Below are 22,898 nucleotides of genomic sequence, written 5' to 3' on the forward strand. Positions count from 1 at the left end.
GGATTGTCGCGCCTACACTGCGCGCCCCATGTCGAACGATTCCGCCTTGAGAGCGCGTCCGAAAGTCGTTCATTTCGTGACCGGCGGTTTTTCCGGCGCCACCCAGGTCGCCGTCGACCTCTGCCTGTCGGCCCTGCAGGGCGGGCCTTTCGAGCCCGTCCTCATCCTGCGCCACAAGCCTCACACCCCCATGGCCCGCGTGGACGCCCTGCGCGCCCAGGGCCTGCAGCTGCTGCTGGTGCCCGCCCACTGGGTGCACCGACGCACGCAGATCGAGCTGGCGCGCCTGCTGACAGAGATCCAGCCCATCGCCTTGCTGGCCCACGGCTTTCCTGAACATCTGATCGGCCGCCAGGCCGGACTGGATGCCGGCGTGCCGGTGCTGATCCAGGTCGAGCACAACTCGCGCGAACGCTATATGCCCTGGAGCCTGCGCGAGAGCCGGCGTCTGGCCGACAAGAGCGCGGCCCTGGTCGGCGTCAGCGAGGGTGTGCGCCAGAGCCTGCTGGCGCAGGGCCTGCCGGCGGACAAGATCCTCGCCATTCCCAACGGCGTCGACCTGTCGCGCTTTGCGGTGGCCGGTGGCGAGCGCGAGGCCGGTCTTGTCATGTCGGCCCGCTTTGCGCGTCAGAAGGACCATGGGACTCTGGTCGAGGCCATGGGGCTGCTGGCCGGGCAAGGCCTGAATCCGCGGCTGCAATTGGCCGGCACCGGGCCGCAGCAGAGCCGCATCAAGGCCAAGGCGGCAAGGCTGGGCCTGGGCGGGCAGATCGTCTTCCTCGGCCACCATGCCGACATGCCTGGGCTGCTGCGGTCCCAGTCCATCTACGTGCTGTCCACCCACTACGAGGGCATGCCCCTGGCTCTGGTGGAAGCGATGGCGGCGGGCTGCGCCTGCGTGGCTTCCGATGTCATCGGCGTGCGCGGCGTCATCGAAGAGGGCGTGACGGGCCTGTTGGTGCCCGAGAGTCAGCCCCGGGCGCTGGCGGATGCCATCGCGCGTTTGCTGCGCGACCCCGCGCTGGCGGCACGCCTGGGCTCGGCGGCTCGCGAACGCGCCCTGGCCGAGCATGGCCTGGCGCTGATGCGGGAGCGCTACGAGGCGTTGATCACGCGCTGCGCCACCACTGCAGGCCACGCAGCCAGCGTCCCCGCCTGAAGTAGGCGGCCAGCAGCTCGCGTTTCGTCAGCGGCGAGCTGCTGTCGAAGCGTTCGGCGTCCAGGGCCGAACCACGCAACGCCTCTCCGTCCAACTGCTGTCTTCGACGCTTGGCACGCAGCAGGGTGCGGGCACAGAAGTGCGCGATCTCGAAGCGTGTGTCGTCGGTCAGCTTCGGCAGCTCGGCGGCCAAGCCGGCGAGAGCCCAGGTCCAGTCGTCCAGGCGCTTCACGTCGAGGCTGGCGAGCAGGCTGCCACCGCGCTGGCGGTAGGCAATCCAGACTTCGGCCACATGCAGATGCCGCGGCGTGTTCAGCAGCAGGCGCGGGTAGACGGCCATGTCCTCGAAGACGCGCCCCTCGGGGAAGCGCAGGGTGGCCGGCCAGCAGGCGCGGCGCACGACCTTGCTCCAGGGGTGGAACTGGCCGTGGACGAAGAAGCCGCGCAGGCGCTGGTCGACGTCTTCCGTCAGCACGCCAGAAGGGCCGTCGAAGCTGGCGATATGGCGGTGGCGGGGCTTGAGGGATTCTGTCGACGGGCCGTCGTCGAAGACGCGGAAGTCGCAGCTCAGCAGGTCGGGCCGGTGTTGTTCGATCAGCGCCTTCAGCCGCGGAATGACGCCGGGCTCGACAAGGTCGTCGGGGTCGATGAACCACAGATAGTCGCCGCGCGCCTCATCCAGCAGCCGGTTGCGCGCCGCGCTGACGCCGCGGTTCTCGGGTTGGCGGATCAGCCTCGCCCGCGGCAGCAACTGTTCAACAAGGGCTGCCGAACCGTCTGGCGAAGCGTCGTCGACAAAGACCAGCTCGACACCTTCATCGAGCTGAGGCTTCAGGGATTCAATGCAGGCCCTCAGCCAGGGCTCGACCCGATACATCGGGAACAACAGGCTGAGCCAAGGCACCGCGCTCACGACTTGCTGTCGAGCAGATGGCGCAGGGCGCTGAAGGGCGATACCCAGCCGCGCCGCCAGTTGCGCTCGACGACGGTGCGGTCGCCGCCGCGCAGTTTCAGCACGGCCGGCAGCACGCGGGGGCAGGGCACCAGGGCCAGGCGGGCGAACAGGTGGCGCTTGCGCCAGCCCACGCCGGCATGCCAGGCGAAGGGGCCGTCCTCGGCGCGCAGCAGCACCAGGCGCGCGATCTGCGGCTCGCGGTCCAGCAGCTCGCTGGCCGCCACATGCATCAGCAGATAGCGCTGGAAGTCTTCCGTCAGGGCCTGCACCACGCGTTCGCGCCGGCCTTCGCCTTGCAGGCGTTGCAGCAGGGCTTCGGCGCCTTCGTCCAGCGCACGGTCGAAGGCAGAGGCGAGCGCGGTGGCGAAGTGGCCGCCGGGCACCGAGGCCATCAACCAGTTCTCGACGATGGGCAGTTCGGGCCGCGTCGTGTAGCGGTCGATGTAGAAGCCGACATAGTCCGCGGCGCGCTTCTTGCGGGTCTCGTGCAGCCAGGCCAGGTCGCGGCTCAGCAGCATGGAGGCATCCATCCAGATGCCGCCGTGGCGGGCCAGCAGATGGATGCGCAGCCAGTCGGCCTGACGGTAGGCGGGCAGGGCGTCGAAGTCGGCGCGCAGCTCGGGCAGCCAGCTCATGACGCTGTCGCGGTCCAGCAGGCGCACGTCATGGTCGGGCGCGAAGCGGCGCCAGTTGGCCAGGCAGGCCTGGATGAAGTCAGGCGCGGGTGCGGCCTGCCAGTAGGTCCAGATGATCCTGGGAATGTCGTCCTGGCAAAGGGGCGCGTTGTCTCCCACCATGACGGCCCGCGTCTGCGTCGGCACCTTGGCGCGCAGCACGGTAGCCAGCTCGCGCAGCACCAGGCCGGCGATGACGGCCATCAGGCCGAGAACGACGATGTTCATTCTTTCCAGTGGTCGGCGATCCAGCGTGCCGGGCGGGCATGCCGCCAATTGCCGTTGCTGCGGCCGGCCAGCGCGTCGGGCGGGTTCATGACGCCGTGGAAGATCAGGATGCGAGCGCCCTCGGGAATGAAGGGATCACGCCAGTAGCTCGTCGGCCAGGCCGGGATGCAGTGGTATTTGTAGCTGGCGCACCAGGCGGCGTCCCAGTACTTGAGCAAGCCCCGCCGGTGCAGCACGGCGGACAGGAAGGCCTGCTCGTTGCGGAACTCGGCCTTGGCCTTGGCCTGGTCGGCGACGAACTCGGTCAGCACATCCTGGTGGGCGCCCAGCTCCCAGCGGTAGACCGAGGAATTGCCGGTGACGCGCCAGGGGCGCTTCCAGTCATGGATGACGAGGAACTCGCCCGGCACCTCGAAGAAGGGCGTGATGTCGCCGACGATGACGACGTCCAGGTCCAGGAACAGCGCGGTGCCGCTCAGGCCGTACTCGCTGACGAGGACGGGGCTGAAGGTGGTCAGCTTCTTCCAGCCGCGCTCGGGCTCGCCATTGGGCAGGGTCAGTTCGGGGATGGGGAAGCACTTCACTTCGCCGCGGATGCCTTCGGTGCGGTCGGTCAGGCAGGCGAACTGGAAGTCGCCCTTCAGATGCCGGCGCACCATCGCATACAGCCGGTTGACGTACTCGGGGCCGTACTTGGTGCCCCACTTCATGCAGACGATGGTGCGGTCAGAGCTCTTCGACATGGCGCGGCGGGTAGGTGTCCCAGTTCAGGCAACCGGGGCACTGCCAGAAATAGTGGGCGGCTTCGAAGCCGCAGGCGGCGCAGCGATAGCGCAGCAGGGGCTTGGTGGCCCTCTCCAGCGTCTGCACCATGGGGCCGGCCTCGTCGGCAGGCAGGGCGGAGGCGTTGAGCTTGAGCAGATCCGTTGCGGCTGACAGCGCCGGCTGCTCGCGCAGATGGGCGGCCAGGCGCTCGCGCTGCGGGCCGGGCTGCAGCGTGGCCAGGGCGCGCAGCAGATGCATGCTGGGCGCGCGCTGGTACTGCTCCAGCAGCAGGGCGATGGCGCGCTCGGGCTGGCCCAGGCTCTGGGCCGCGGCGGCGCAGTCGGCGGCGACGAGGTTGAAGGCCGGCGGGTTGGCGGCCAGCAGCTTGGCAAACGCCGCCAGGGCAGCCTCGGCCTGGCCGGCCTTCAGCAGCAGCTGGCCTTGCAGCACGTAAGCGCGGGCCGCTTCGGGCGCGCGGCGCTGGGCCTGGTCGAGCAGGGCCGGCACGAGGTCGGTGTGGCCCTGCGATTGCGCGACCAGAGCCTGCTCGCAGAGGTAATGGGCGATGCGGTTGGAGAAGGAGCCGGTGCCGGCCGACTCCAGCTCGGCCGCCACTTCCGCGGCCTTGGCCCAGTCGCGCGAGCGCTCGTACAGCGACAGCAGGGCCAGGCGGGCTTCGCGCTCGAAGGCGGTGCCGCGCAGCTCGGCATAGGCGGCCTCGGCGCGGTCGAACAGGCCGGCCTTGAAGAAGTCCTGGGCCAACTCGTGCTGGGCGCGATCGCGGTCGGTCTTGGGGAGGTCGCCGCGGCGCAGCAGGTGCTCGTGCACGCGTACGGCGCGCTCGGTCTCACCGCGGCGGCGGAACAGGCTGCCCAGCCCAAAGTGCAGTTCGGAGGTGTCGGGGTCGTTCTGGACGGCTTCGATGAAGGCGTCGATGGCCTTGTCCTGCTGCTCGTTCAGCAGCAGGTTGAGTCCCTTGAAATAGGCCTTGGGCGACTCGCGCTGCTCGAGCTTCCACTGCTTGGAGTCGAGCTTGGAGGCCAGCCAGCCGAGGACGAAGACGACGGGCAGGACGAAGAGCAGCCAGCGCGGATCAAACTCCATCTTGGTGGGCGGCGTAAGGGGCAGAGGGGACTTCGGTGGCCGGGGCGGGCGTGCCGGGCAGAGGTTCGGCGCGCTGGGCGGCGCGGCGGTGGCGCCACCAGGACGGCACCATGGCCAGCACGCCGAAGGCCGCGCCGAAGCCGAAGGCCAGCAGCACGATGATGACCTGCGGTGCGCGCCATTCGTGGCCGAAGAACCAGCGCACGACGGCCTCGTGGCTGTTGTTCAGCGCGAAGGCGAACAGCGTGAAGAAGAGCAGGGCCCGCAGGAGCCAGACAAGGGTGCGCATGGCCCCGGATTTTGCGTCAGGCGTCGGTGACGGGGAGATGCTTGTCGACGGCTTCGCGCAGGGCCTTGCCGGGCTTGAAGTGGGGCGCCAGCTTCTCGGGGATCATGACCTGCTCGCCGCTGCGCGGGTTGCGGCCGACGCGGGGCGGGCGGCGGCTGATGGAGAAGCTGCCAAAGCCGCGGATCTCGATGCGGTGGCCGCGCGCCAGGGCGTCGCTCATGGCGTCGAGGATGGTCTTGACGGCGAACTCGGTGTCGCGCTGGGTCAATTGGCCAAATCGTTCGGCGAGCACGGCGACGAGGTCGGAGCGGGTCATGGCGGAGCGGCTTTGTCGTTCTTGAATTGAAACAGGCCCGCTGGCGAGGCCGGCGAGCCTGTGGGGAGCATACCCGGCCTCCGAGGAAGCCGGGCAGGTCAAACAGAGCTTAGTTGCCCTGGTTGTCCAGCTTGGCGCGCAGCAGGGCGCCCAGGCTGGTGGTGCCGGCGTTCTCACGCTCGCTCGACTGGCTCAGGCGCTGCATGGCTTCCTGGTTGTCGGCGTTGTCCTTGGCCTTGATGGACAGCTGGATGTTGCGGGTCTTGCGGTCGATGTTGACGACGATCGCGGTGACTTCGTCGCCTTCCTTCAGCACGTTGCGGGCGTCTTCCACGCGGTCGCGGGAGATTTCCGAAGCGCGCAGATAGGCCATCACGCCGTCAGCCAGCTCGACTTCAGCGCCGCGCGGGTCCACGGTCTTGACCTTGCCGGTCACCGAGGCGCCACGGTCGTTGATCGTGGTGTAGGCGGTGAAGGGGTCGCTGTCCAGCTGCTTGATGCCCAGGGAGATGCGCTCGCGCTCGACGTCCACGGCCAGCACGACGGCTTCGACTTCCTGGCCCTTCTTGAAGTTGCGAACGGCGGTCTCGCCGGACTCGTCCCAAGACAGGTCGGACAGGTGCACCAGGCCGTCGATGCCCTGGGCCAGGCCCACGAACACGCCGAAGTCGGTGATGGACTTGACCGGACCCTTGACCTTGTCGCCGCGCTTGACGTTCTCGGCGAACTCTTCCCACGGGTTGGCCTTGCACTGCTTCATGCCCAGGCTGATGCGACGCTTGTCTTCGTCGATTTCCAGAACCATGACTTCGACTTCGTCGCCCAACGAGACCAGCTTGCTGGGGGCGATGTTCTTGTTGGTCCAGTCCATCTCAGACACGTGAACCAGGCCTTCGATGCCCGGCTCGATCTCGACGAACGCGCCGTAGTCGGCGATGTTCGTGACCTTGCCGAACAGGCGGGTGCCGGTCGGGTAGCGGCGGGCCACGCCGAACCACGGGTCGTCGCCCAGCTGCTTGATACCCAGCGAGACGCGGTTCTTCTCGGCGTCGAACTTCAGGACCTTGGCGGTCAGTTCCTGGCCGACCTGAACGACTTCGCTCGGGTGGCGGACACGGCGCCATGCCATGTCCGTGATGTGCAGCAGGCCGTCGATGCCGCCGAGGTCGACGAAGGCGCCGTACTCGGTGATGTTCTTGACCACGCCCTGGACGATCGCGCCTTCCGACAGCGTTTCCAGCAGCTTGGCGCGCTCTTCACCCATGGAGGCTTCGACCACGGCGCGACGCGACAGCACAACGTTGTTGCGCTTGCGGTCGAGCTTGATGACCTTGAATTCCATGGTCTTGCCCTCGAACGGGCTCATGTCCTTCACCGGGCGGGTGTCCAGGAGCGATCCGGGCAGGAAGGCGCGGATGCCGTTGACCAGGACGGTCAGGCCGCCCTTGACCTTGCCGGAGACGGTGCCGGTCACGAAGTCGCCGGACTCCAGAGCGGTTTCCAGGCTCAGCCACGAGGCCAGGCGCTTGGCCTTGTCGCGCGACAGGATGGTGTCGCCGTAGCCGTTTTCGATGGCGTCGATGGCGACGGAGACGAAGTCGCCGACTTGGACTTCCAGTTCGCCCTGGTCGTTCTTGAATTCGTCGATGGGCACATAGGCCTCGGACTTCAGGCCGGCGTTGACGACGACGAAGTTGTGTTCGACACGAACGACTTCAGCAGAGATCACTTCGCCAGCGCGCATGTCGGAGCGCTGCAGCGACTCCTCGAACATTGCGGCAAAGGATTCCATGCCGGAAGCGGCGGTTTGGGTTTGGGACATGTTGATAGATCCTGGTGCGGCGGGGAACCCCGACGCGGCGTGCAGACGAGCTGCGGGTTAAGTTGTTGACATCGCGGCCCTCAGTGAACTGACGTTCGGAGGGAAGGGCCGCGGGCCGTGGCTTCTCAAGCCTGGACCTTTTTGAAGACCCGTCAGTAACGAGCCGTCAAAAAGGCCGGCGCTTTTGCCACCAGTCCAGCACCTGGGTCACCGATTCCTCGATGCCCAGCGCCGAGTTGTCCAGCAACAGCGCGTCTTGTGCGGGAGCCAGAGGTGAGGCCGAGCGGTTCTTGTCCCGTTCGTCCCGCGCCTCCAAATCTTCGCGCAAGCTCTCGATATTAGCCGAAATCCCTTTGGAAATCAATTGCTTATACCGTCGCTCGGCGCGCGTGGCGGCGCTGGCCGTGAGGAATACCTTGAGCGCGGCATCCGGGAAGATGGCCGTGCCCATGTCCCGGCCGTCGGCCACCAGGCCGGGCAGGCGGCGGAAGTCCAGCTGCAGCTGGTTCAGGGCCTGGCGCACCTCGGCGTGGGCGGCCACCTGGGAGGCCAGCAGGCCGGTGGCTTCGGCACGCAGCCGGGCGCTGACGTCTTCGGCGCCCAGGAACACCTGGCCATTGCTGAAACGCAGTTGCAGCGTCGGCACGATGGCGGCCACGGCCTGGCCATCGTCGAGATTCAGGCCGGCGCGGCGCGCGGCCAAGCCGGTGACGCGGTAAAGGGCGCCGGAATCCAGCACGCCGAAACCCAAGGCCTTGCCGACCTCGTCCGCGAGCGTGCCCTTGCCGGAAGCAGTCGGGCCGTCGATGGTGATGACGGGAATGTCTGCGGCCTTCGCCGCGACGACGCCGAACAGGGTCTCGAAATAGTCCGGGAAGGTCTTGGCGACGCAATGCGGCTCGAGGATGCGCACCGGCACGGCTTGGTCGGTGACCAGACCATTGAAGGCAGCCAGCGAGAAGCACATGGCGACGCGGTGGTCGTCATAGGTGTGGATGGAGGCGTCCTTCCAGTCGCGCAGCGGCTGCACGCGGATCCAGTCCGGGCCTTCCTCGACCGTCGCACCCAGCTTGCGCAACTCGGTGGCCATGGCGGCGATGCGATCGGTCTCCTTGACGCGCCAGCTGGCGATATTGGTCAGCGTCGTCGGGCCGTCGGCATACAAGGCCATGACCGTCAGGGTCATGGCCGCGTCGGGGATGTGGTTGCAGTCCAGCGTGATGCCCTTCAGCGGCCAGGCGCCGCGCCGGACTTCCAGCCAGTTCGGGCCGGCCTGGACCTCAGCGCCCATGGCGGCGGCGGCCTCGATGAAGCGCACGTCGCCCTGCAGGGATTCGCTGCCCACGCCTTCGATGCGGACGGGCGTGTCGGCGGCGGCGATGGCACCCAGGCCGACGAAATAGGAGGCCGAGGACGCGTCGCCCTCGACGAAGACCTCGCCCGGCGAACGGTAGCGGCTGCCGGCCGGGATGACGAAGGCCTCCCAGCCCTCGCGCTTCACTTCGATGCCGAAGCGCGCCAGCAGGGCCAGCGTGATCTCGATATACGGCTTGGAGATCAGCTCGCCGATGACCTCGACGCGGACGTCCTGCTCGGCGACCAGCGGCAGGGCCAGCAGCAGGGCGGTCAGGAACTGGCTGGAGACGTCGCCGCGCACGCGCACCGGCGTGTCCAGGGCCAGCCTCGACGGGCCGCGCAGGCGCAGCGGCGGGTAGCCGGCATTGCCGAGGTCGTCGATCTCGCAGCCCAGGCCGCGCAGCGCGTCGACCAGGTCGCCGATGGGGCGCTCGTGCATGCGCGCCACGCCGGAAACCTCGAAGCTGCCGCCTTGCGTGGCGGCCAGCACTGCGAGGGCGGCGGTGAGGGGACGCATGGCCGTGCCGGCATTGCCCAGGAAGAGCTTGGCCTCCTTGGCACGCAATTGGGCGCCGAGGCCGTCGATGACGATGGCTTCGCCTTCGCGCCAGACGCCGCAGCCCAGCGCCCGCAGCGCGTCCAGCATGACGGCCGTGTCGTCGGAAGCCAGCAGGTCACGCACGACCGTCTTGCCTTCGCTGAGCGCGGCCAGCAGCAGCACGCGGTTGGAAATGCTCTTGGAGCCGGGCAGGCGCACCGTGCCTGCGGCGCCGCGTAGCGGCGGCAGGTCGAGGAAGGGGATCTTGAACATCACTTGCCGGCCGGGCGGCCGGGTGGGGAAACGGGGGGCGGATTGCCCCAGGCGGAGCGGCCTTCGGAAATGGGGCGCAGCGCGGCCTCGAGGCTGGCGGCGTCGCCGGATTCAATCAGGGCCTCGAGTTGGTCCAGCATGGTGCGGAAGCGCTTGGACTGGGCCAGTACCTCGTGCTTGTTGGCCAGGAGAATGTCGCGCCACACGGCGGGCTCGCCGGCGGCGATGCGGGTGAAGTCGCGAAAGCCCGGTCCAGCCAGGCTGAGATAGTCGCGCGCCGCCGGTTGCTCGGCGATGGCCTGGAAATAGGCGAAGGCCAGCAGATGCGGCAGGTGGCTGACGGCGGCAAAGGCCGCGTCGTGGTTGTGCGGCCGCATCTTCAGCACCGTGGCGCCCAGGGCCGACCAGATGTCCGTCGCGCGTTGCACCAGCATCGGGTTGGTGAAGGGCTGCGGCGTCAGGATGACCTGGCGGCCCTCGTAGAGCGTGGCCTCGGCGTGCTGCACGCCGCCCGACTCCTTGCCGGCGATGGGGTGGCAGGGCACGAAGCTCGCCGCCCGATCACCCAGCGCACGACGCGAAGCCTCGATGACGTCGCACTTCGTCGAGCCCACGTCCATGAACAGGACGCCCGGGTTGACGAGGTGGCGGATGGCCTTGAGCGTGCTCTCGGTGGCCGACACGGGGACGGCGATCAGCACGATGTCCGAGCCCGACACCGCCAGCAGGGCCGATTCGGCGGCGACGTCGATGACGCCGAGCTTCTTGGCCTGCTCCGTCGTCGACGGCGACTTGCTGTAGCCGACGACACGCTTGACCAGGCCGGCCTTCTTCATCGCCAGCGCAAAACTGCCGCCCATCAGGCCGCATCCGATCACGCCGAGCTGGTTGAACATGATTTAGTTTTTCACCGGGTAGGCGCCCAGCATCTTGAAGAAGGCGCAGAGCTCGCGCAACTCGTTCAGCGCTGCAGCGACGTGAGGCTGGGTCGGGTGGCCGTCGAGGTCGATGTAGAAGTAGTAGTCCCACTGGCCGGTGCGGGCCGGGCGGGACTCCAGGCGGGTCATGGAGACGCCATGCTTCTTCAGCGGCACCAGCAGGTCATGCATGGCGCCGGGGCGGTTGGGCACGGAGACGACCAGGCTGGTGCAGTCGCGGCCGGTGGCCGGCGGCGTGGCCATGGTCTGGGGCAGCGTGATGACGGCGAAGCGCGTGCGGTTGTAGGCCTCGTCCTGGATGGCGTGGGCCACGATGTGCAGGCCGAACAGCGTGGAGGCGCGCTCGCTGCCCAGGGCCGCCCAGGCCGGGTTCTCGGCCGCCAGGCGCGAGCCTTCGGCATTGCTGGACACCGCGCGGCGCTCGACATCGGGCAGGTGCTTGTTCAGCCAGTTCTGGCACTGGGCCAGGGCCTGGGGATGCGCCAGCACCGCCTCGATGCCGTGCATGGACGGCTCCTTGCGCATCAGGTTGTGGCGGATCAGCAGGCTGACCTCGCCGACCACGTGGCAGGGCGTGTGCAGGAAGAGGTCCAGCGAGCGCGTGACGACGCCCTCGGTCATGTTCTCCACGCCGACGACGCCGAACTGCGCGCTGCCGCTGGCCGTCGCGTGGAAGACCTCGTCGAAGTTGGCGCAGTAGGTCATGTCGGCCGCGCCACCGAAGTACTCGAGGGCGGCCTGCTCGCAGAAGGTGCCCATCGGACCCAGCACGGCGACGCGCTGCGGCGACTCCAGGGCCAGGCAGGCGGACATGATCTCGCGCCAGATGGCCGACACATGCTCGGCCTTCAGCGGGCCGGGGTTGGCAGCGCGGATCTTGTCGATGACCTGGGCGACACGGTCCGGGCGGAAGAAGGGCGTGCCTTCGGCGCGCTTGATCTCGCCGACCTGTTCGGCGACGCGGGCGCGTCGGTTCAGCAGTTCCAGCAACTGCTTGTCCAGACCGTCGATCTGGCCGCGCAGCGCCAGCAGGGCCTGGGAGGCGACGGGTTCAGCCATGGCGGGCCTCGAAATCCTTCATGAACGACACCAGGGCCTGCACGCCTTCCAGCGGCATCGCGTTGTAGATGGAGGCGCGCATGCCGCCCACCGACTTGTGGCCCTTGAGCTGCAGCAGACCGGCCGCCTTGGCCTCAGACAGGAAGCTGTCGTTCAGCTTCTCGTCCTTCAGGAAGAAGGGCACGTTCATGCGCGAGCGGCAGGTGGCGTCGACGCGGTTCTCATAGAAGCCGGACGCGTCCAGGGCCGAATAGAGCAGGGCGGCCTTGTCGATATTGCGCCGCTCGATGGCCGCGAGGCCGCGCCTGCCGCCGTATTCGAGGCCCTTGACCCACTGGAACACCAGGCCGGCGACGTAGATGCCAAACGTCGGCGGCGTGTTGTACATGGAGTTGTTCGCCGCCACGGTCTCGTAGTTGAAGGCCGTGGGGCAGATGTCCAGGGCGCGGCCGAGCAGGTCCTCGCGCACGAAGACGAGCGTGACGCCCGCGGGGCCGATGTTCTTCTGCGCGCCGCCGAAGGCCAGGCCGACGCGGCTCCAATCGATGGGGCGGGACAGCAGGTGCGACGAGCAGTCGATGACCAGGGGCACGCCGTGGGTCAGATGCGGCAGGTCGTGGAACTCGACGCCGTCGATGGTCTCGTTGGTGCAGACGTGGACGTAGGCTGCGTCGTCGCGCAGTTGCCAGTCCCTGGGGATGATTCGGCCGTTGCCTTCAGCGGCCACGTGCACATCGGCATAGCGGCGTGCCTCGGACGCGCTCTTGCGCGACCAGGAGCCGGTGACGACGACGTCGACCTTGCCGCCGCGGCTCAAGTTCAGCGGCACGATGGCGTTCTCGCCCAGGCCGCCGCCCTGCATGAAGAGGATGCGGACGTTGGCCGGCACGGCGAGCAGCTCGCGCAGATCGGCCAGGGCTGTTTCCAGGATGCTGCCAAATTCCTTGCCGCGGTGGCTCATCTCCATGACGCTCATGCCGCTGCCACCCCAGTCCAGCATCTCGCTCGCCACCCGGTGCAGCACCGGTTCGGGGAGGGTCGCCGGGCCGGCGGAGAAATTGAACGGGCGGGCAGTGGTCATCGAGGTGAGAGCGGCTACTTCTTGGGCGCCGAAGCTGCGGCCTTGGGCGCTGGTGCGGGTGCCGCGGGCTTGGAGGCCGCGGCAGGCTGTGGCTGAAGGCCCAGTTGCTTGGCGAGGTTGGTCTGCAGGGTCTTGAGGCGACCTTCCAGCGTCGGGCCGGCTTCGGTCATCACCTTTTGAGCGATGGCCTTCTGCATGTCGACGTTGGCGAGGCCGAATTTCTGGCTGAGCGGGGATTCTGCCCAGGCCACGATCTGTTTCAGTTCGTCCTCGTTGAAGCGTTCGTCCAGCAGCGCCGAAGACGTGCTGGGCAAGGTCTTGGAAATCTTGTCGCGAACGTAGGACACGTTCTCGTCCATGAACTTCTTCATTTCGGCGTCAAGCGCCTTGGCGGTAGCTTCACGCTTGTCGCTCGGCACCTGCTGCAACGCAGCGCCCACGCCCTGGATCAACGGCGCGAGCGGTTGCTGGACGAGGTTGCGTGCCATGCCTTCCGCGCTTTGCTGCTGCAGGGCGAGGAGCTTGTCGATCAGGGCCTTCTTGGCCGGAGAGGGGTCGGCCATGGCGGTGCTCGTGGCCAGCGCGACGGCGAGGGCCAGGCCCAGCTTGCGAGAAATCATGTGTCAGTCCTTGGGAGCTTCGGTGTTGTCATCGGCCGATCCGGCTTCACCGCCCTCGGCGGACGTGTCGGCTTCGTTGGCATCGTTCTCGACGATGCGTTGCAGGCCCGACAGCTTGGCGCCGTCGTCCAGTGCGATCAGCGTGACGCCCTGCGTGGCGCGGCCAAGTTCGCGGATCTCGGCGACGCGGGTGCGCACGAGCACGCCCTTGTCGGTGATCAGCATGATCTCGTCCTCCGGACGCACCAGCGTCGCGGCGACGACGCGGCCGTTGCGCTCGCTCTGCTGGATGGCGATCATGCCCTTGGTGCCACGGCCGTGGCGGGTGTACTCGACGATGGAGGTGCGCTTGCCGTAGCCGTTCTCGGTGGCGGTCAGCACGCTTTGGGTTTCGTCTTCGGCCACCAGCATGGCGATGAGGCGCTGGTCGGGCTCGAGCATCATGCCGCGCACGCCGCGGGCGGTGCGGCCCATCGGGCGCACATCGTCCTCGTCGAAGCGCACGGCCTTGCCGCCGTCGCTGAACAGCATCACGTCGTGGTGGCCGTCGGTAAGCGCAGCGCCGATGAGGTGGTCGCCCTCGTCCAGGTCGACGGCGATGATGCCGGCCTTGCGCGGGTTGCTGAAATCCTTCAGCGACGTCTTCTTCACCGTGCCCATGGCCGTGGACATGAAGATGAAGTGATCCTCGGGGAAGCTGCGGAACTCGCCGGTCAGGGCCAGCACGACGGTGATCTTCTCGCCGGCCTGCAGCGGGAACATGTTGACGATGGGCTTGCCGCGCGAATTGCGCGAGCCCTGCGGCACTTCCCAGACCTTGAGCCAGTAGACACGGCCGCGGTCGGAGAAGCACAGGATCCAGTCGTGGGTGTTGGCGATGAAGAGCTGGTCGATCCAGTCGTCTTCCTTGGTCGCCGTGGCCTGCTTGCCGCGACCGCCGCGGCGCTGGGCGCGGTACTCGCTCAGGGCCTGGCTCTTGATGTAGCCGGTGTGCGAGAGCGTCACGACCATGTCGGTCGGCGTGATCAGGTCTTCGGTGCCGAGCTCCTGCGCGTTGTGCTCGATGACGCTGCGGCGGGCGCCGAGCTTGGTTTGGCCGAACTCGGTCTTCAGCTGCGTCAGCTCTTCGCTGATGATGGTCGTCACGCGCGAAGGCGTGGCCAGGATGTCGAGCAGGTCGGCGATCTCGGCCATCACGTCGCGGTATTCGCCGACGATCTTGTCCTGCTCCAGGCCGGTCAGGCGCTGCAGGCGCATCTGCAGGATTTCGCCAGCTTGCGCTTCCGACAGGCGATAGAGGCCGTCGGCCTGCATGCCGAACTCGGCTTCCAGGCCTTCGGGACGGTAGGCGGCGCTGCCGCCTTCAGCGCGCGACAGCATCTCGCGCACCAGCGACGAATCCCAGCTCTTGGCCATCAGCGCGGCCTTGGCGACGGGCGGCGTCGGCGAGGTCTTGATGGTCTCGATGAACTCGTCGATGTTGGCCAGTGCGACGGCCAGGCCTTCCAGCACGTGGCCGCGTTCGCGTGCCTTGCGCAGTTCGTAGATCGTGCGGCGGGTCACCACCTCGCGGCGGTGCTCCAGGAACACGATGATCATGTCGCGCAGATTGCAGAGCTTGGGCTGGCCGTCGACGAGGGCGACCATGTTCATGCCGAAGCTGTCCTGCAGCTGGGTCTGCTTGTAGAGGTTGTTCAGCACAACCTCGGGCACCTCGCCGCGCTTGAGCTCGATGACCACCCGCATGCCGGACTTGTCGGACTCGTCCTGGATGTGGCTGATGCCCTCGATCTTCTTTTCCTGCACCAGCTCGGCGATGCGCTCGAGCAGGGTCTTCTTGTTGACCTGGTAGGGGATCTCGTCAACGATGATCGACTGGCGGTTGCCCTTGTCGATGTCCTCGAAATGGACCTTGGCGCGCATCACCACGCGGCCGCGGCCGGTGCGGTAGCCGTCGCGCACGCCGGCCAGGCCGTAGATGATGCCGGCGGTCGGGAAGTCTGGTGCCGGGATGATCTCCATCAGTTCGTCCACCGTGCATTCCGGGCTCTTCAGCGCGAACAGGCAGGCGTCGACGACTTCGTTCAGGTTGTGCGGCGGGATATTCGTCGCCATACCCACGGCAATACCCGCCGAGCCATTCACCAGGAGATTCGGCAAACGGGTCGGCAGAACCAGGGGCTCCTTATGGCTGCCGTCGTAGTTCGGCCCGAAATCGACGGTTTCCTTGTCGATGTCGGCCAACATTTCGTGAGCGATTTTGTCGAGACGAATCTCGGTGTATCGCATCGCCGCGGCGTTATCGCCGTCGATGGAGCCGAAGTTGCCCTGGCCGTCGATCAGCATGTGGCGCAGGCTGAACGGCTGGGCCATGCGGACGATGGTGTCGTAAATGGCCGAGTCGCCGTGCGGGTGGTATTTACCCATGGTCTCACCGACAGCCTGCGCACTCTTGCGGTACTTGGCGTTGTAGGTGTTGCCCATCTCGTTCATCGCGTACAACACGCGACGGTGCACCGGCTTCAGGCCGTCACGGGCGTCTGGCAGGGCGCGTCCCACGATCACGCTCATGGCGTAGTCGAGGTAGGAGCGGCGCATCTCCTCCTCAAGGCTGATCGGCAGGGTTTCCTTGGCGAACTGGGTCATGCGCAGCATTGCGCGCGCCTACATGGGCGCGGCGTCCTTGGAGGTAGGTGAAAGGCGCGAATTCTAAGGGCCGCGCTACCTTGTAGCAGCAGCGCAACATCGTCACCGTGCCCTTGAACGTAGGCCGCCACAATGCGTTTGCTCCGGTGCCCCCATGGCACAATCGTCGAGTCCCTAGGAGAAACCCTAAAGTCTCTCCTGAGGTTAGAGGTTGAGTACTGACTCTCGCAGGGCAACTGCGGCATTCCTTGAGAGGAGAATCATGAAGAAATTGAATCGTGTGGCGTCGCTGTTTGCGGTGGCCGCTGTCGCCGTTGCTACGTCTGGCGCATCGGCCCAGGCTATCGACAACTGGCGCGCAACCGACGGCACCGTCTGGAAGAACGGCACCAACGAATACTGCTGGCGCGACAATTTCTGGACGCCGGCCACGGCTGCCAAGGGTTGCGACGGCGAAATCAAGCCGGCGCCCGTCGTGGCTCCCCCGGCTCCGGTCGCTCCCCCGCCGCCGGCCCCCGCTCCGGTCGCTCCCAAGCCCGTGACCCCGCCGCCGGCCCCGGTCAGCGAGAAGGTCACCTTCGCTGCTGATGCCTTCTTCGACTTCGACAAGTCGACGCTGAAGCCCGAAGCCACCGCCAAGCTGGACGATCTGGTCAGCAAGACCAAGGGCATCAACCTGGAAGTCATCATCGCCGTCGGCCATACCGACTCGGTGGGCAGCGACGAGTACAACCAGAAGCTGTCGATCCGTCGCTCGGAAGCCGTCAAGCAATACCTGGTGAGCAAGGGCGTCGAGCCGAACCGCGTCTACACCGAAGGCAAGGGCGAGAAGCAGCCCGTGGCCGACAACAAGACCGCCGAAGGCCGCGCCAAGAACCGCCGCACCGAGATCGAAGTCGTCGGTACGCGCAACAAGTAAGCTCTGCGCCTTCGGGCGCTTTGCGCAAAGCCCCGCACGGCCCGCCCGTCGGGGCTTTTCTCTTTTCCGATTCCGTCATGACGATCAATGCCGATCCGCAAGAGCTCGCCAAATTCGGCGAGCTGGCCCACCGCTGGTGGGACCCTGAGAGCGACTTCAAGCCCCTGCACCAGATCAACCCGCTGCGCCTGGGCTGGATCCAGCAGCTCTGCCCGCTGGCGGGCAAGCGCGTCGTCGACGTCGGCTGCGGCGGCGGCATCCTGAGCGACTCCATGGCCCGCGCCGGCGCCCAGGTGCTGGGCATCGATCTGTCGACCAAGCCACTGCGCGTGGCCGAACTGCACGCGATGGAAGCCGGCACCGAAGGCGTCGAATACCGCGAGATCGCCGTCGAGGCCCTGGCCGCGGAACAGCCGGCCAGCTTCGACGCCGTCACCTGCATGGAAATGCTGGAGCACGTGCCTGACCCGGCTTCGGTCGTGCGGGCGCTGGCCACGCTGGTCAAGCCCGGCGGCTGGGTCTTTCTGTCGACGCTGAACCGCAACGCCAAGTCCTTCCTGCTGGCCATCGTCGGCGCCGAATACGTACTGCAGATGCTGCCCAAGGGCACGCATGAATACGCACGCTTCATCAAGCCTTCCGAGCTTGCCCAGTACTGCCGCGACGCCGGGCTGGAGCTGCAGGGCAGCCGCGGCCTGAGCTACAACCCGTTGACGCAGCGCTACAGCCTCGGCAGCGACACCGACGTCAACTATCTGCTGGCCTGCCGCCGCCCCGCTTGAAGCTCGCACCACGCTGGTCGCATCTGCGCGCCGTGCTGTTCGATCTGGACGGCACGCTGATCGACAGCGCCAACGATCTTGCAGCGGCCGCCAATGCGATGCGCATGGATCGCGGCATGCGGGCGCTGCCGCTGTCGCGGTACCGCCCGCATGGGGGCTCCGGTGCCCGCGGCATGCTGGGCCAGGCCTTCGAAGTTGCGCCTGGGCATGCTGCGTATGAAGAGCTCAAGCGCGAGTTCCTCGATCGCTACGAGACGCTGATGTACGACAGCACGACGCCGTTCGCTGGCATCGAAGCCGAACTGCTGGGATTGGTGGAGGGCGGCCTCGCCTGGGGCATCGTCACCAACAAGGCCGAGCGCTTTGCCCTGCCGCTGGCCAAGGCTCTCGGGCTTGCAGCCGCCGCCATCGTCGGTGGCGATACGACGGGCCACACCAAGCCGCATCCCGCGCCGCTGCTGGAGGCCGCAAGGCGGTTGGGCGTGGCGCCCGCGGCCTGCCTGTACGTCGGGGACGACGAGCGGGACATCCTGGCCGGCCGCGCCGCTGGCATGAAGACCGCTGCCGCGGCCTGGGGCTATCTGGGTCATGGCGGCGAATTCCGCCATTGGGGTGCGGATATCGAGCTGTCCGCGCCCGGCGAGCTCTTGAAGCAGCTCGGACTGGCCTAAAATAGGAGTTCTCTGGGGCCGACTTGGTTTCGACGTGGGTGCGGATCCGGAGTAGGGCATGTCGAGCACCAGTCCGCTCGTAAAACCACTGGAAACAAAGTAACTGCAAACGACTCTACGTTCGCACTCGCCGCTTAATTGCGGATGAGCTTCTCAACGGCAGGCCGATGGGCCGGGCTGAGTTCCGCAAGGGGCAAGGCTGAGAAGTCACTCACATCGGCTGGCGTCGCACCGGGTCACTCGGTGGGGCGTGAGATCAAGTGACTGGCGGGAAAGCTAGCGTGCCACTGCGCGAGTTGACCGTGAGATTCAAACCAGCCGGCTAAACATGTAGATCTGCCCGGTGATGGCTTGCGGACGGGGGTTCAATTCCCCCCGGCTCCACCATCCAGACGAAAAAGGCCCGTGTCGGTGACGCGGGCCTTTTTCATTTCAAGTGAGCCGGGGGGAATTGAACCCTCGTCCCTGGGCCTAGTTGAACCCTTGTCCGCGGATCAGGCCCACAGCCAGACCCTCGATGCTGAAGCTCTCGCTGTCCTCGTTGACGACGATGGGCTCGAAGTCGGGATTCTCGGGCAGCAACTGGATGCCATCGGGCCCGCGTTTGAAGCGCTTCACGGTGACTTCTTCGCCGACGCGCGCCACGACGATCTGGCCATTGCGGGCCTCCTTGGCCGACTGCACGGCCAGCAGGTCGCCGTCGAGGATGCCGATGTCCTTCATGCTCATGCCCTTGACCTTGAGCAGGTAGTCGGGCCTTTTGGAGAACAGGCTGGGCTCGACGTTGTAGGTCTGCTCGACATGTTCCTGGGCCAGGATGGGCGCGCCGGCGGCGACGCGGCCGATCAGCGGCAGCGTCAGTTGCGACAGCGAAGGGATGGGCAGGCTGAACTGACGCGCGCGATTGAGGGCGCCGAGCACTTCGGACTTGAGGCGGATGCCTCGCGAGGTGCCGCCCACGAGTTCCAGCATGCCCTTGCGGGCCAGGGCCTGCAGATGTTCCTCGGCCGCGTTGGCGGACTTGAATCCCAGCTCGGCGGCGATCTCGGCACGGGTCGGCGGGGCGCCGGTGCTTTCGATCGCATTGCGGACCAGGTCGAAGATCTGCTGCTGGCGGGCGGTAAGCTTGGGTCGGTCTTGCACGTTCGGCCTTTTGAGATGGCTGGAAATTTGTCCAGCACCTGTATTTTTGTCCAGGAAACCAAGAAATTGCAAACCTCTGATCGTTTGATCGTCATTCTGGGCACCGGCGGCACCATCGCCGGCACCGCCAAGACCGCCAGCGATGGCGTTGGATACACGGCCGCACAGCTGCGCGTCGAGGATTTGTTGGCTGCCGTTCCCGCGCTCGCCGCTCGCAAGCTGGAGGCGCATCAGGTCGCCCAGCTGGACAGCAAGGACATGGATTTCGCGACCTGGCAGAAGCTGGCGGCCGCCGTGCATCAGCAGTTGGAACGCCCCGAGGTCGCCGGCCTCGTCATCACCCATGGCACGGACACGTTGGAAGAAACGGCCTACTTCCTGCATCGCGTGCTGGCGCCGTCCAAACCTGTCGTGCTGACGGCGGCCATGCGACCGGCGACGGCACTGGCGCCGGATGGACCGCAGAACCTCTTCGATGCCGTTCAGGTGGCGGCAGAGCCAGGCGCACAAGGTGTCGTCGTCGCCTTCGCCGGCCGCGTGCATGACGCGGTTCAGGTACGCAAGACGCACAGCTACCGCGTCGATGCCTTCGAGTCGGTCGACGGCGCCCTGGTGGCGCGAGTGGAGGAGGGTGTCGTGCGCCAGGTCGGCCGCTGGCCGGTGGGCGAGGCGCTGGGCCTTGCGCGCATTGCCGCGCCCGCAGAGCGCTGGCCGCGTGTCGACATCGTCATGAACCACGCGGGCGCGGACGGCGCCGTCGTGCGCGCGCTGTCGGCCAGCGGCGTCGACGGCCTCGTGGCCGCCGGCACCGGCAACGGCACGCTGAGCCGCGGCCTGGATGCAGCCCTGCGCGAGGCCGAAGCGGGCGGTGTGCGCGTCCTGCGCAGTACGCGCTGCGACGCCGGTCCCGTCATGGATCTGCCGGGCTTGCTGCCCAGCGCGGGCGCGCTGAGCCCGGTCAAGGCCAGGATCGAGCTGATCCTGGCCCTCTTGGCCGACGCCTGATCAGCCGCGGCGACGGCGGGCCATGAAGCCCACGGCGCCGAGGCCGGCGATCAGCATGGCGTACTGGCTGGGTTCCGGCACGGCCGCGATGGTCTGGTTGACCAGGTTGCCTTCGAAGGCAAAGACATAGAACTGATTGCCATAGGGCACGGCGGCGCTGCTGCCGTTGGGGACGGCCGTCGCCAGGAAGTCGTTGTCGTTGGCCAAGTACAGCGTGTGCATGGTCTTGCCGTTGACGGTGACGTCCTGGCCGAAGGCGATGCCTTCGAGCTTGGACGGGATCTGCGCGTCGGAGATGCCGGCGGCGTTCAGCGCGGCCCGGATGTCGAGGAACTTGGTGCCGACGATGGCCACGCTGGGCTGGGTGCGCAGGTCCTTGATGCCGCTGACTTCGGTGGCGCCGGTCAGGTCGATCTTGGTGAGCTGCTTCACCACGGCCTTGGAGCCGGGCGAGCCGTCGCCCATGCCCTTGCCGTCGCGCTCCAGCACGAGGAGCTCGTGGTCGTTCAGGGCCAGCAGCTCGCTGCTGTTGTAGGCCTTGCCGTTGATCTGGTTGTCGAAGGCGAACTGGCTGACGGCACCGGTCGCGATGTCGATCTTGACGATGCGGTTGTAGCGGCCACCGTCACCGCCATCCTGGGCCAGCGGGCTCTGCATGAAGCCGAACAGGGTCTTGCCGTCGGGCGAGATGGCCAGGCCTTCCATGCCCTTGTTGGCCACACGGCCGGTCGTGTTGCCGGAGATCTCGGCAGCACCCGAGCTGCTCAGGTTGGGGGCCGCGAAGCTGTCGGGCAGGCTGAAGGTGCGCGTGCGCTGGCCGGTAGCGCGGTCGAACTGGTAGACGTAGGGGCCGTATTCATCCGAGATGAAGACGCTCTTGCCGTCGTTGGAGACACGGATGCCTTCGGGGTCGAGGCGGGCGTTGTTCGGGTTGGTCGACAGGCCGGTGGCGAAGTTGTCGGAGCGGCCCGAGAAGTACTGGGTGCTGCCGGCGGTCAGCGCGCTGCTGTTGACGATACCGGTCAGCGTCGGGGCCTTGGCCCCGTAGTTCAGCGGCGTCGCGCTGGACAGCAGCGTGGTGGCCTTCAGCGTCGGAGCGATCGTGTAGGGCAGGGCGGAGCCCGGCGCCGCGGCGACGAGGTCGAGTTGCACCGTCTGGAAGCGGCTGATGAAGGAGGTCGTGTTGTCCAGGCTGGACGCGCCCCAGTCATTGGCGTTCGGACCGCGGTCAGGCAGCGCCAGGAAGGTGTTGCCGCCGGCCCAGGCCAGGCCCGAGCCCATGCCGCCGAGCAGGTTGGCGGCGAGGCCACTCTCGAGGTTGTAGTTCAGGCCGGACAGATCGCTCAGCGAGCCGCTGAGATTGCCCATGCCGATCAGCACCGGTTCGGCCGCGCGCGAGGGGGCGGCAAGGGCCAGCAGGGCGCTGGCGACGGCGGTGATCAGGAAGGGGCGCATCGCGGGTCTCCGTGTTTGGAAAACCCGCGATGCTGGCCGGCGCGTGTGACGCCGGCGTGACGTGCGTCTTAGACGATGGTCAGCGAGACGTCGACGTTGCCGCGCGTGGCGTTGGAGTAGGGGCAGACCTCGTGGGCGGTCTTGACCAGGGCTTCCAGGGCGGCGCGGTCCATGCCGGGGACCGAGATCTTCATGTCGACCTGGATGCCGAAGGCGCCCGGCTTGTTGGCGTGCGGGCCGATGGCGACGTCGCTGGTGATGGAGACCTCGGCCGGCAGGGCGATCTTCTGCTTGCCGGCGACGGCCTTCATGGCGCCGATGAAGCAGGCGGAATAGCCGGCCGCGAACAGCTGCTCGGGGTTGGTGCCCGGGCCGCCGGCGCCGCCGAGTTCCTTGGGCGTGGACAGGGTCACGTCGATGGCGCCGTCGGACGACTTGGCGGTACCGGAACGGCCACCGGTGGCAGTGGCGGTGGCGGTGTAGAGGGCTTTTTCGATGGCCATGGTGGGCTCCTTGGGGGTGGTCAGGTGGGGTGGGGAAGAAATCAGGCGGCCGCGTCGGCGGCCCGGTTGAGTTGCAGGCGCAGCTGGGTGAGGCGCTGCGTCAGCGCGATGACTTCGTCCAGCTCGCAGGCGCTGGCGCAGGCGAGGTGGCTGGGAATGTCCAGGGCCAGCTCGCGCAGTTGGCGGCCCTGGGGCGTCAGGAAGATGTCGACACGGCGCTCGTCGTCGCTGGCGCGGCGGCGCTCGATGTGGCCCAGGGCCTCGAGGCGCTTGAGCAGCGGCGTCAGCGTGCCCGAGTCCAGCGACAGGCGCTGGCCGAGCTGGGAGACGCTTTGACCTTCGACCTCCCACAACACCAGCATGACGAGGTATTGCGGATAGGTCAGGCCCAGCGGCGCCAGCAGAGGCTTGTAGATCTTGGTCATGGCCAGCGAGCTGCTGTACAGCGCGAAGCAGAGCTGGCGGTCGAGCTGCAGCCATTCACCGCGCGGATCGGTGCTGGGGGTGGGGGTCTTGCTGCGTGCCATGGGTGTTAATGTAGCTCGCAATTCAATTGCACACAAGTTAAATGGTCTTTTGGGCGACACCGGACCCTAG

Annotated in this window: 21 protein-coding genes, 1 other RNA gene and 2 pseudogenes; 6 read left to right on the top strand and 18 right to left on the bottom strand. The window is 67.2% G+C overall.

The window, feature by feature from the left end; genetic code table 11:
- The first annotated feature begins 28 nt into the window (after positions 1-28).
- Entirely contained in the window at positions 29-1,159 is a 1,131-nt protein-coding gene (locus AC3WOE_RS19100) for a glycosyltransferase (RefSeq protein ID WP_492692681.1), read from the top strand.
- Here AC3WOE_RS19100 and AC3WOE_RS19105 read toward each other — a convergent pair.
- The 13 genes from AC3WOE_RS19105 to gyrA form a co-directional block, all read right to left on the bottom strand.
- On the bottom strand, positions 1,110-2,072 hold the full coding sequence (locus AC3WOE_RS19105) for a glycosyltransferase family 2 protein (protein ID WP_492692683.1): 963 nt from the start codon (positions 2,070-2,072) through the stop codon (positions 1,110-1,112). The two genes, AC3WOE_RS19100 and AC3WOE_RS19105, sit on opposite strands and share 50 nt — an antisense overlap.
- Complete coding sequence (locus AC3WOE_RS19110) at positions 2,069-3,016, bottom strand: glycosyltransferase family 32 protein (protein WP_492692684.1); 948 nt, start codon at positions 3,014-3,016, stop codon at positions 2,069-2,071. The genes AC3WOE_RS19105 and AC3WOE_RS19110 overlap by 4 nt, the downstream gene beginning before the upstream one ends.
- Entirely contained in the window at positions 3,013-3,759 is a 747-nt protein-coding gene (locus AC3WOE_RS19115) for a glycosyltransferase (RefSeq protein ID WP_492692685.1), read from the bottom strand. Before AC3WOE_RS19115 ends, AC3WOE_RS19110 begins: the two co-directional genes overlap by 4 nt.
- A complete protein-coding gene (gene lapB / locus AC3WOE_RS19120) occupies positions 3,743-4,885 on the bottom strand; it encodes a lipopolysaccharide assembly protein LapB (protein WP_492692686.1) in 1,143 nt (380 codons plus the stop codon). The genes AC3WOE_RS19115 and lapB overlap by 17 nt, the downstream gene beginning before the upstream one ends.
- Positions 4,875-5,174, bottom strand: coding sequence for a LapA family protein (locus AC3WOE_RS19125; protein ID WP_492692687.1), 300 nt, complete (start codon positions 5,172-5,174; stop codon positions 4,875-4,877). Before AC3WOE_RS19125 ends, lapB begins: the two co-directional genes overlap by 11 nt.
- 16 nt (positions 5,175-5,190) lie before the next feature.
- The gene (locus AC3WOE_RS19130; protein ID WP_056202110.1) at positions 5,191-5,490 is read right to left on the bottom strand and encodes an integration host factor subunit beta; all 300 of its coding nucleotides are present in this window, start codon (positions 5,488-5,490) and stop codon (positions 5,191-5,193) included.
- Between the two features lie 109 nt (positions 5,491-5,599).
- Complete coding sequence (rpsA, locus tag AC3WOE_RS19135) at positions 5,600-7,312, bottom strand: 30S ribosomal protein S1 (protein WP_492692688.1); 1,713 nt, start codon at positions 7,310-7,312, stop codon at positions 5,600-5,602.
- A gap of 166 nt (positions 7,313-7,478) precedes the next feature.
- A complete protein-coding gene (locus AC3WOE_RS19140) occupies positions 7,479-9,479 on the bottom strand; it encodes a bifunctional 3-phosphoshikimate 1-carboxyvinyltransferase/cytidylate kinase (RefSeq protein ID WP_492692689.1) in 2,001 nt (666 codons plus the stop codon).
- Positions 9,479-10,375, bottom strand: a complete 897-nt coding sequence (locus tag AC3WOE_RS19145) for a prephenate dehydrogenase (RefSeq protein ID WP_492692690.1) — start codon at positions 10,373-10,375, stop codon at positions 9,479-9,481. Before AC3WOE_RS19145 ends, AC3WOE_RS19140 begins: the two co-directional genes overlap by 1 nt.
- A gap of 3 nt (positions 10,376-10,378) precedes the next feature.
- Entirely contained in the window at positions 10,379-11,476 is a 1,098-nt protein-coding gene (gene pheA, locus AC3WOE_RS19150; RefSeq protein WP_492692691.1) for a prephenate dehydratase, read from the bottom strand.
- Positions 11,469-12,557, bottom strand: coding sequence for a 3-phosphoserine/phosphohydroxythreonine transaminase (serC, locus tag AC3WOE_RS19155; RefSeq protein ID WP_492692692.1), 1,089 nt, complete (start codon positions 12,555-12,557; stop codon positions 11,469-11,471). Before serC ends, pheA begins: the two co-directional genes overlap by 8 nt.
- 14 nt (positions 12,558-12,571) lie before the next feature.
- Positions 12,572-13,177, bottom strand: coding sequence for a DUF2059 domain-containing protein (locus AC3WOE_RS19160; RefSeq protein ID WP_492692693.1), 606 nt, complete (start codon positions 13,175-13,177; stop codon positions 12,572-12,574).
- 3 nt (positions 13,178-13,180) lie between these two features.
- Positions 13,181-15,823 carry a DNA gyrase subunit A gene (gene gyrA, locus AC3WOE_RS19165; protein WP_492692856.1) on the bottom strand — a complete coding sequence of 881 codons (2,643 nt, stop codon included), beginning with the start codon at positions 15,821-15,823 and terminating at the stop codon, positions 13,181-13,183.
- A 262-nt stretch (positions 15,824-16,085) separates the two neighbouring features.
- On the opposite strand from gyrA, the gene ompA reads away from it, so the two are divergent.
- From ompA to ssrA, 4 genes are all read left to right on the top strand, one after another.
- Positions 16,086-16,742 (top strand): outer membrane protein OmpA, encoded by a 657-nt coding sequence (gene ompA, locus AC3WOE_RS19170; RefSeq protein ID WP_310259496.1) that lies wholly within the window; start codon positions 16,086-16,088, stop codon positions 16,740-16,742.
- Positions 16,743-16,819: 77 nt separating this feature from the next.
- Positions 16,820-17,524 (top strand): bifunctional 2-polyprenyl-6-hydroxyphenol methylase/3-demethylubiquinol 3-O-methyltransferase UbiG, encoded by a 705-nt coding sequence (gene ubiG / locus AC3WOE_RS19175; RefSeq protein WP_492692694.1) that lies wholly within the window; start codon positions 16,820-16,822, stop codon positions 17,522-17,524.
- Positions 17,521-18,195, top strand: coding sequence for an HAD-IA family hydrolase (locus AC3WOE_RS19180; RefSeq protein ID WP_492692695.1), 675 nt, complete (start codon positions 17,521-17,523; stop codon positions 18,193-18,195). Before ubiG ends, AC3WOE_RS19180 begins: the two co-directional genes overlap by 4 nt.
- Before the next feature lie 14 nt (positions 18,196-18,209).
- Positions 18,210-18,582: a transfer-messenger RNA gene (gene ssrA / locus AC3WOE_RS19185) on the top strand.
- An 84-nt stretch (positions 18,583-18,666) separates the two neighbouring features.
- On the opposite strand, the gene lexA is transcribed toward ssrA, so the two are convergent.
- A complete protein-coding gene (lexA, locus tag AC3WOE_RS19190; protein ID WP_492692696.1) occupies positions 18,667-19,338 on the bottom strand; it encodes a transcriptional repressor LexA in 672 nt (223 codons plus the stop codon).
- Between the two features lie 84 nt (positions 19,339-19,422).
- On the opposite strand from lexA, the gene AC3WOE_RS19195 reads away from it, so the two are divergent.
- Positions 19,423-20,343 carry an asparaginase gene (locus AC3WOE_RS19195; RefSeq protein WP_492692697.1) on the top strand — a complete coding sequence of 307 codons (921 nt, stop codon included), beginning with the start codon at positions 19,423-19,425 and terminating at the stop codon, positions 20,341-20,343.
- On the opposite strand, the pseudogene AC3WOE_RS19200 reads toward AC3WOE_RS19195, so the two are convergent.
- From AC3WOE_RS19200 to AC3WOE_RS19215, 4 genes and pseudogenes are all read right to left on the bottom strand, one after another.
- Positions 20,344-20,433: pseudogene (locus tag AC3WOE_RS19200) on the bottom strand (PEPxxWA-CTERM sorting domain-containing protein); the annotation flags it as partial. It abuts the gene before it with no gap.
- Between the two features lie 108 nt (positions 20,434-20,541).
- Positions 20,542-21,798: pseudogene (locus tag AC3WOE_RS19205) on the bottom strand (esterase-like activity of phytase family protein); the annotation flags it as partial.
- A 68-nt stretch (positions 21,799-21,866) separates the two neighbouring features.
- The gene (locus AC3WOE_RS19210; protein WP_439462759.1) at positions 21,867-22,301 is read right to left on the bottom strand and encodes an organic hydroperoxide resistance protein; all 435 of its coding nucleotides are present in this window, start codon (positions 22,299-22,301) and stop codon (positions 21,867-21,869) included.
- A gap of 41 nt (positions 22,302-22,342) precedes the next feature.
- Positions 22,343-22,828, bottom strand: a complete 486-nt coding sequence (locus AC3WOE_RS19215) for a MarR family winged helix-turn-helix transcriptional regulator (RefSeq protein WP_492692698.1) — start codon at positions 22,826-22,828, stop codon at positions 22,343-22,345.
- Positions 22,829-22,898 lie beyond the last annotated feature (70 nt).

It is taken from the genome of Roseateles sp. FW305-36 (assembly GCF_058787015.1).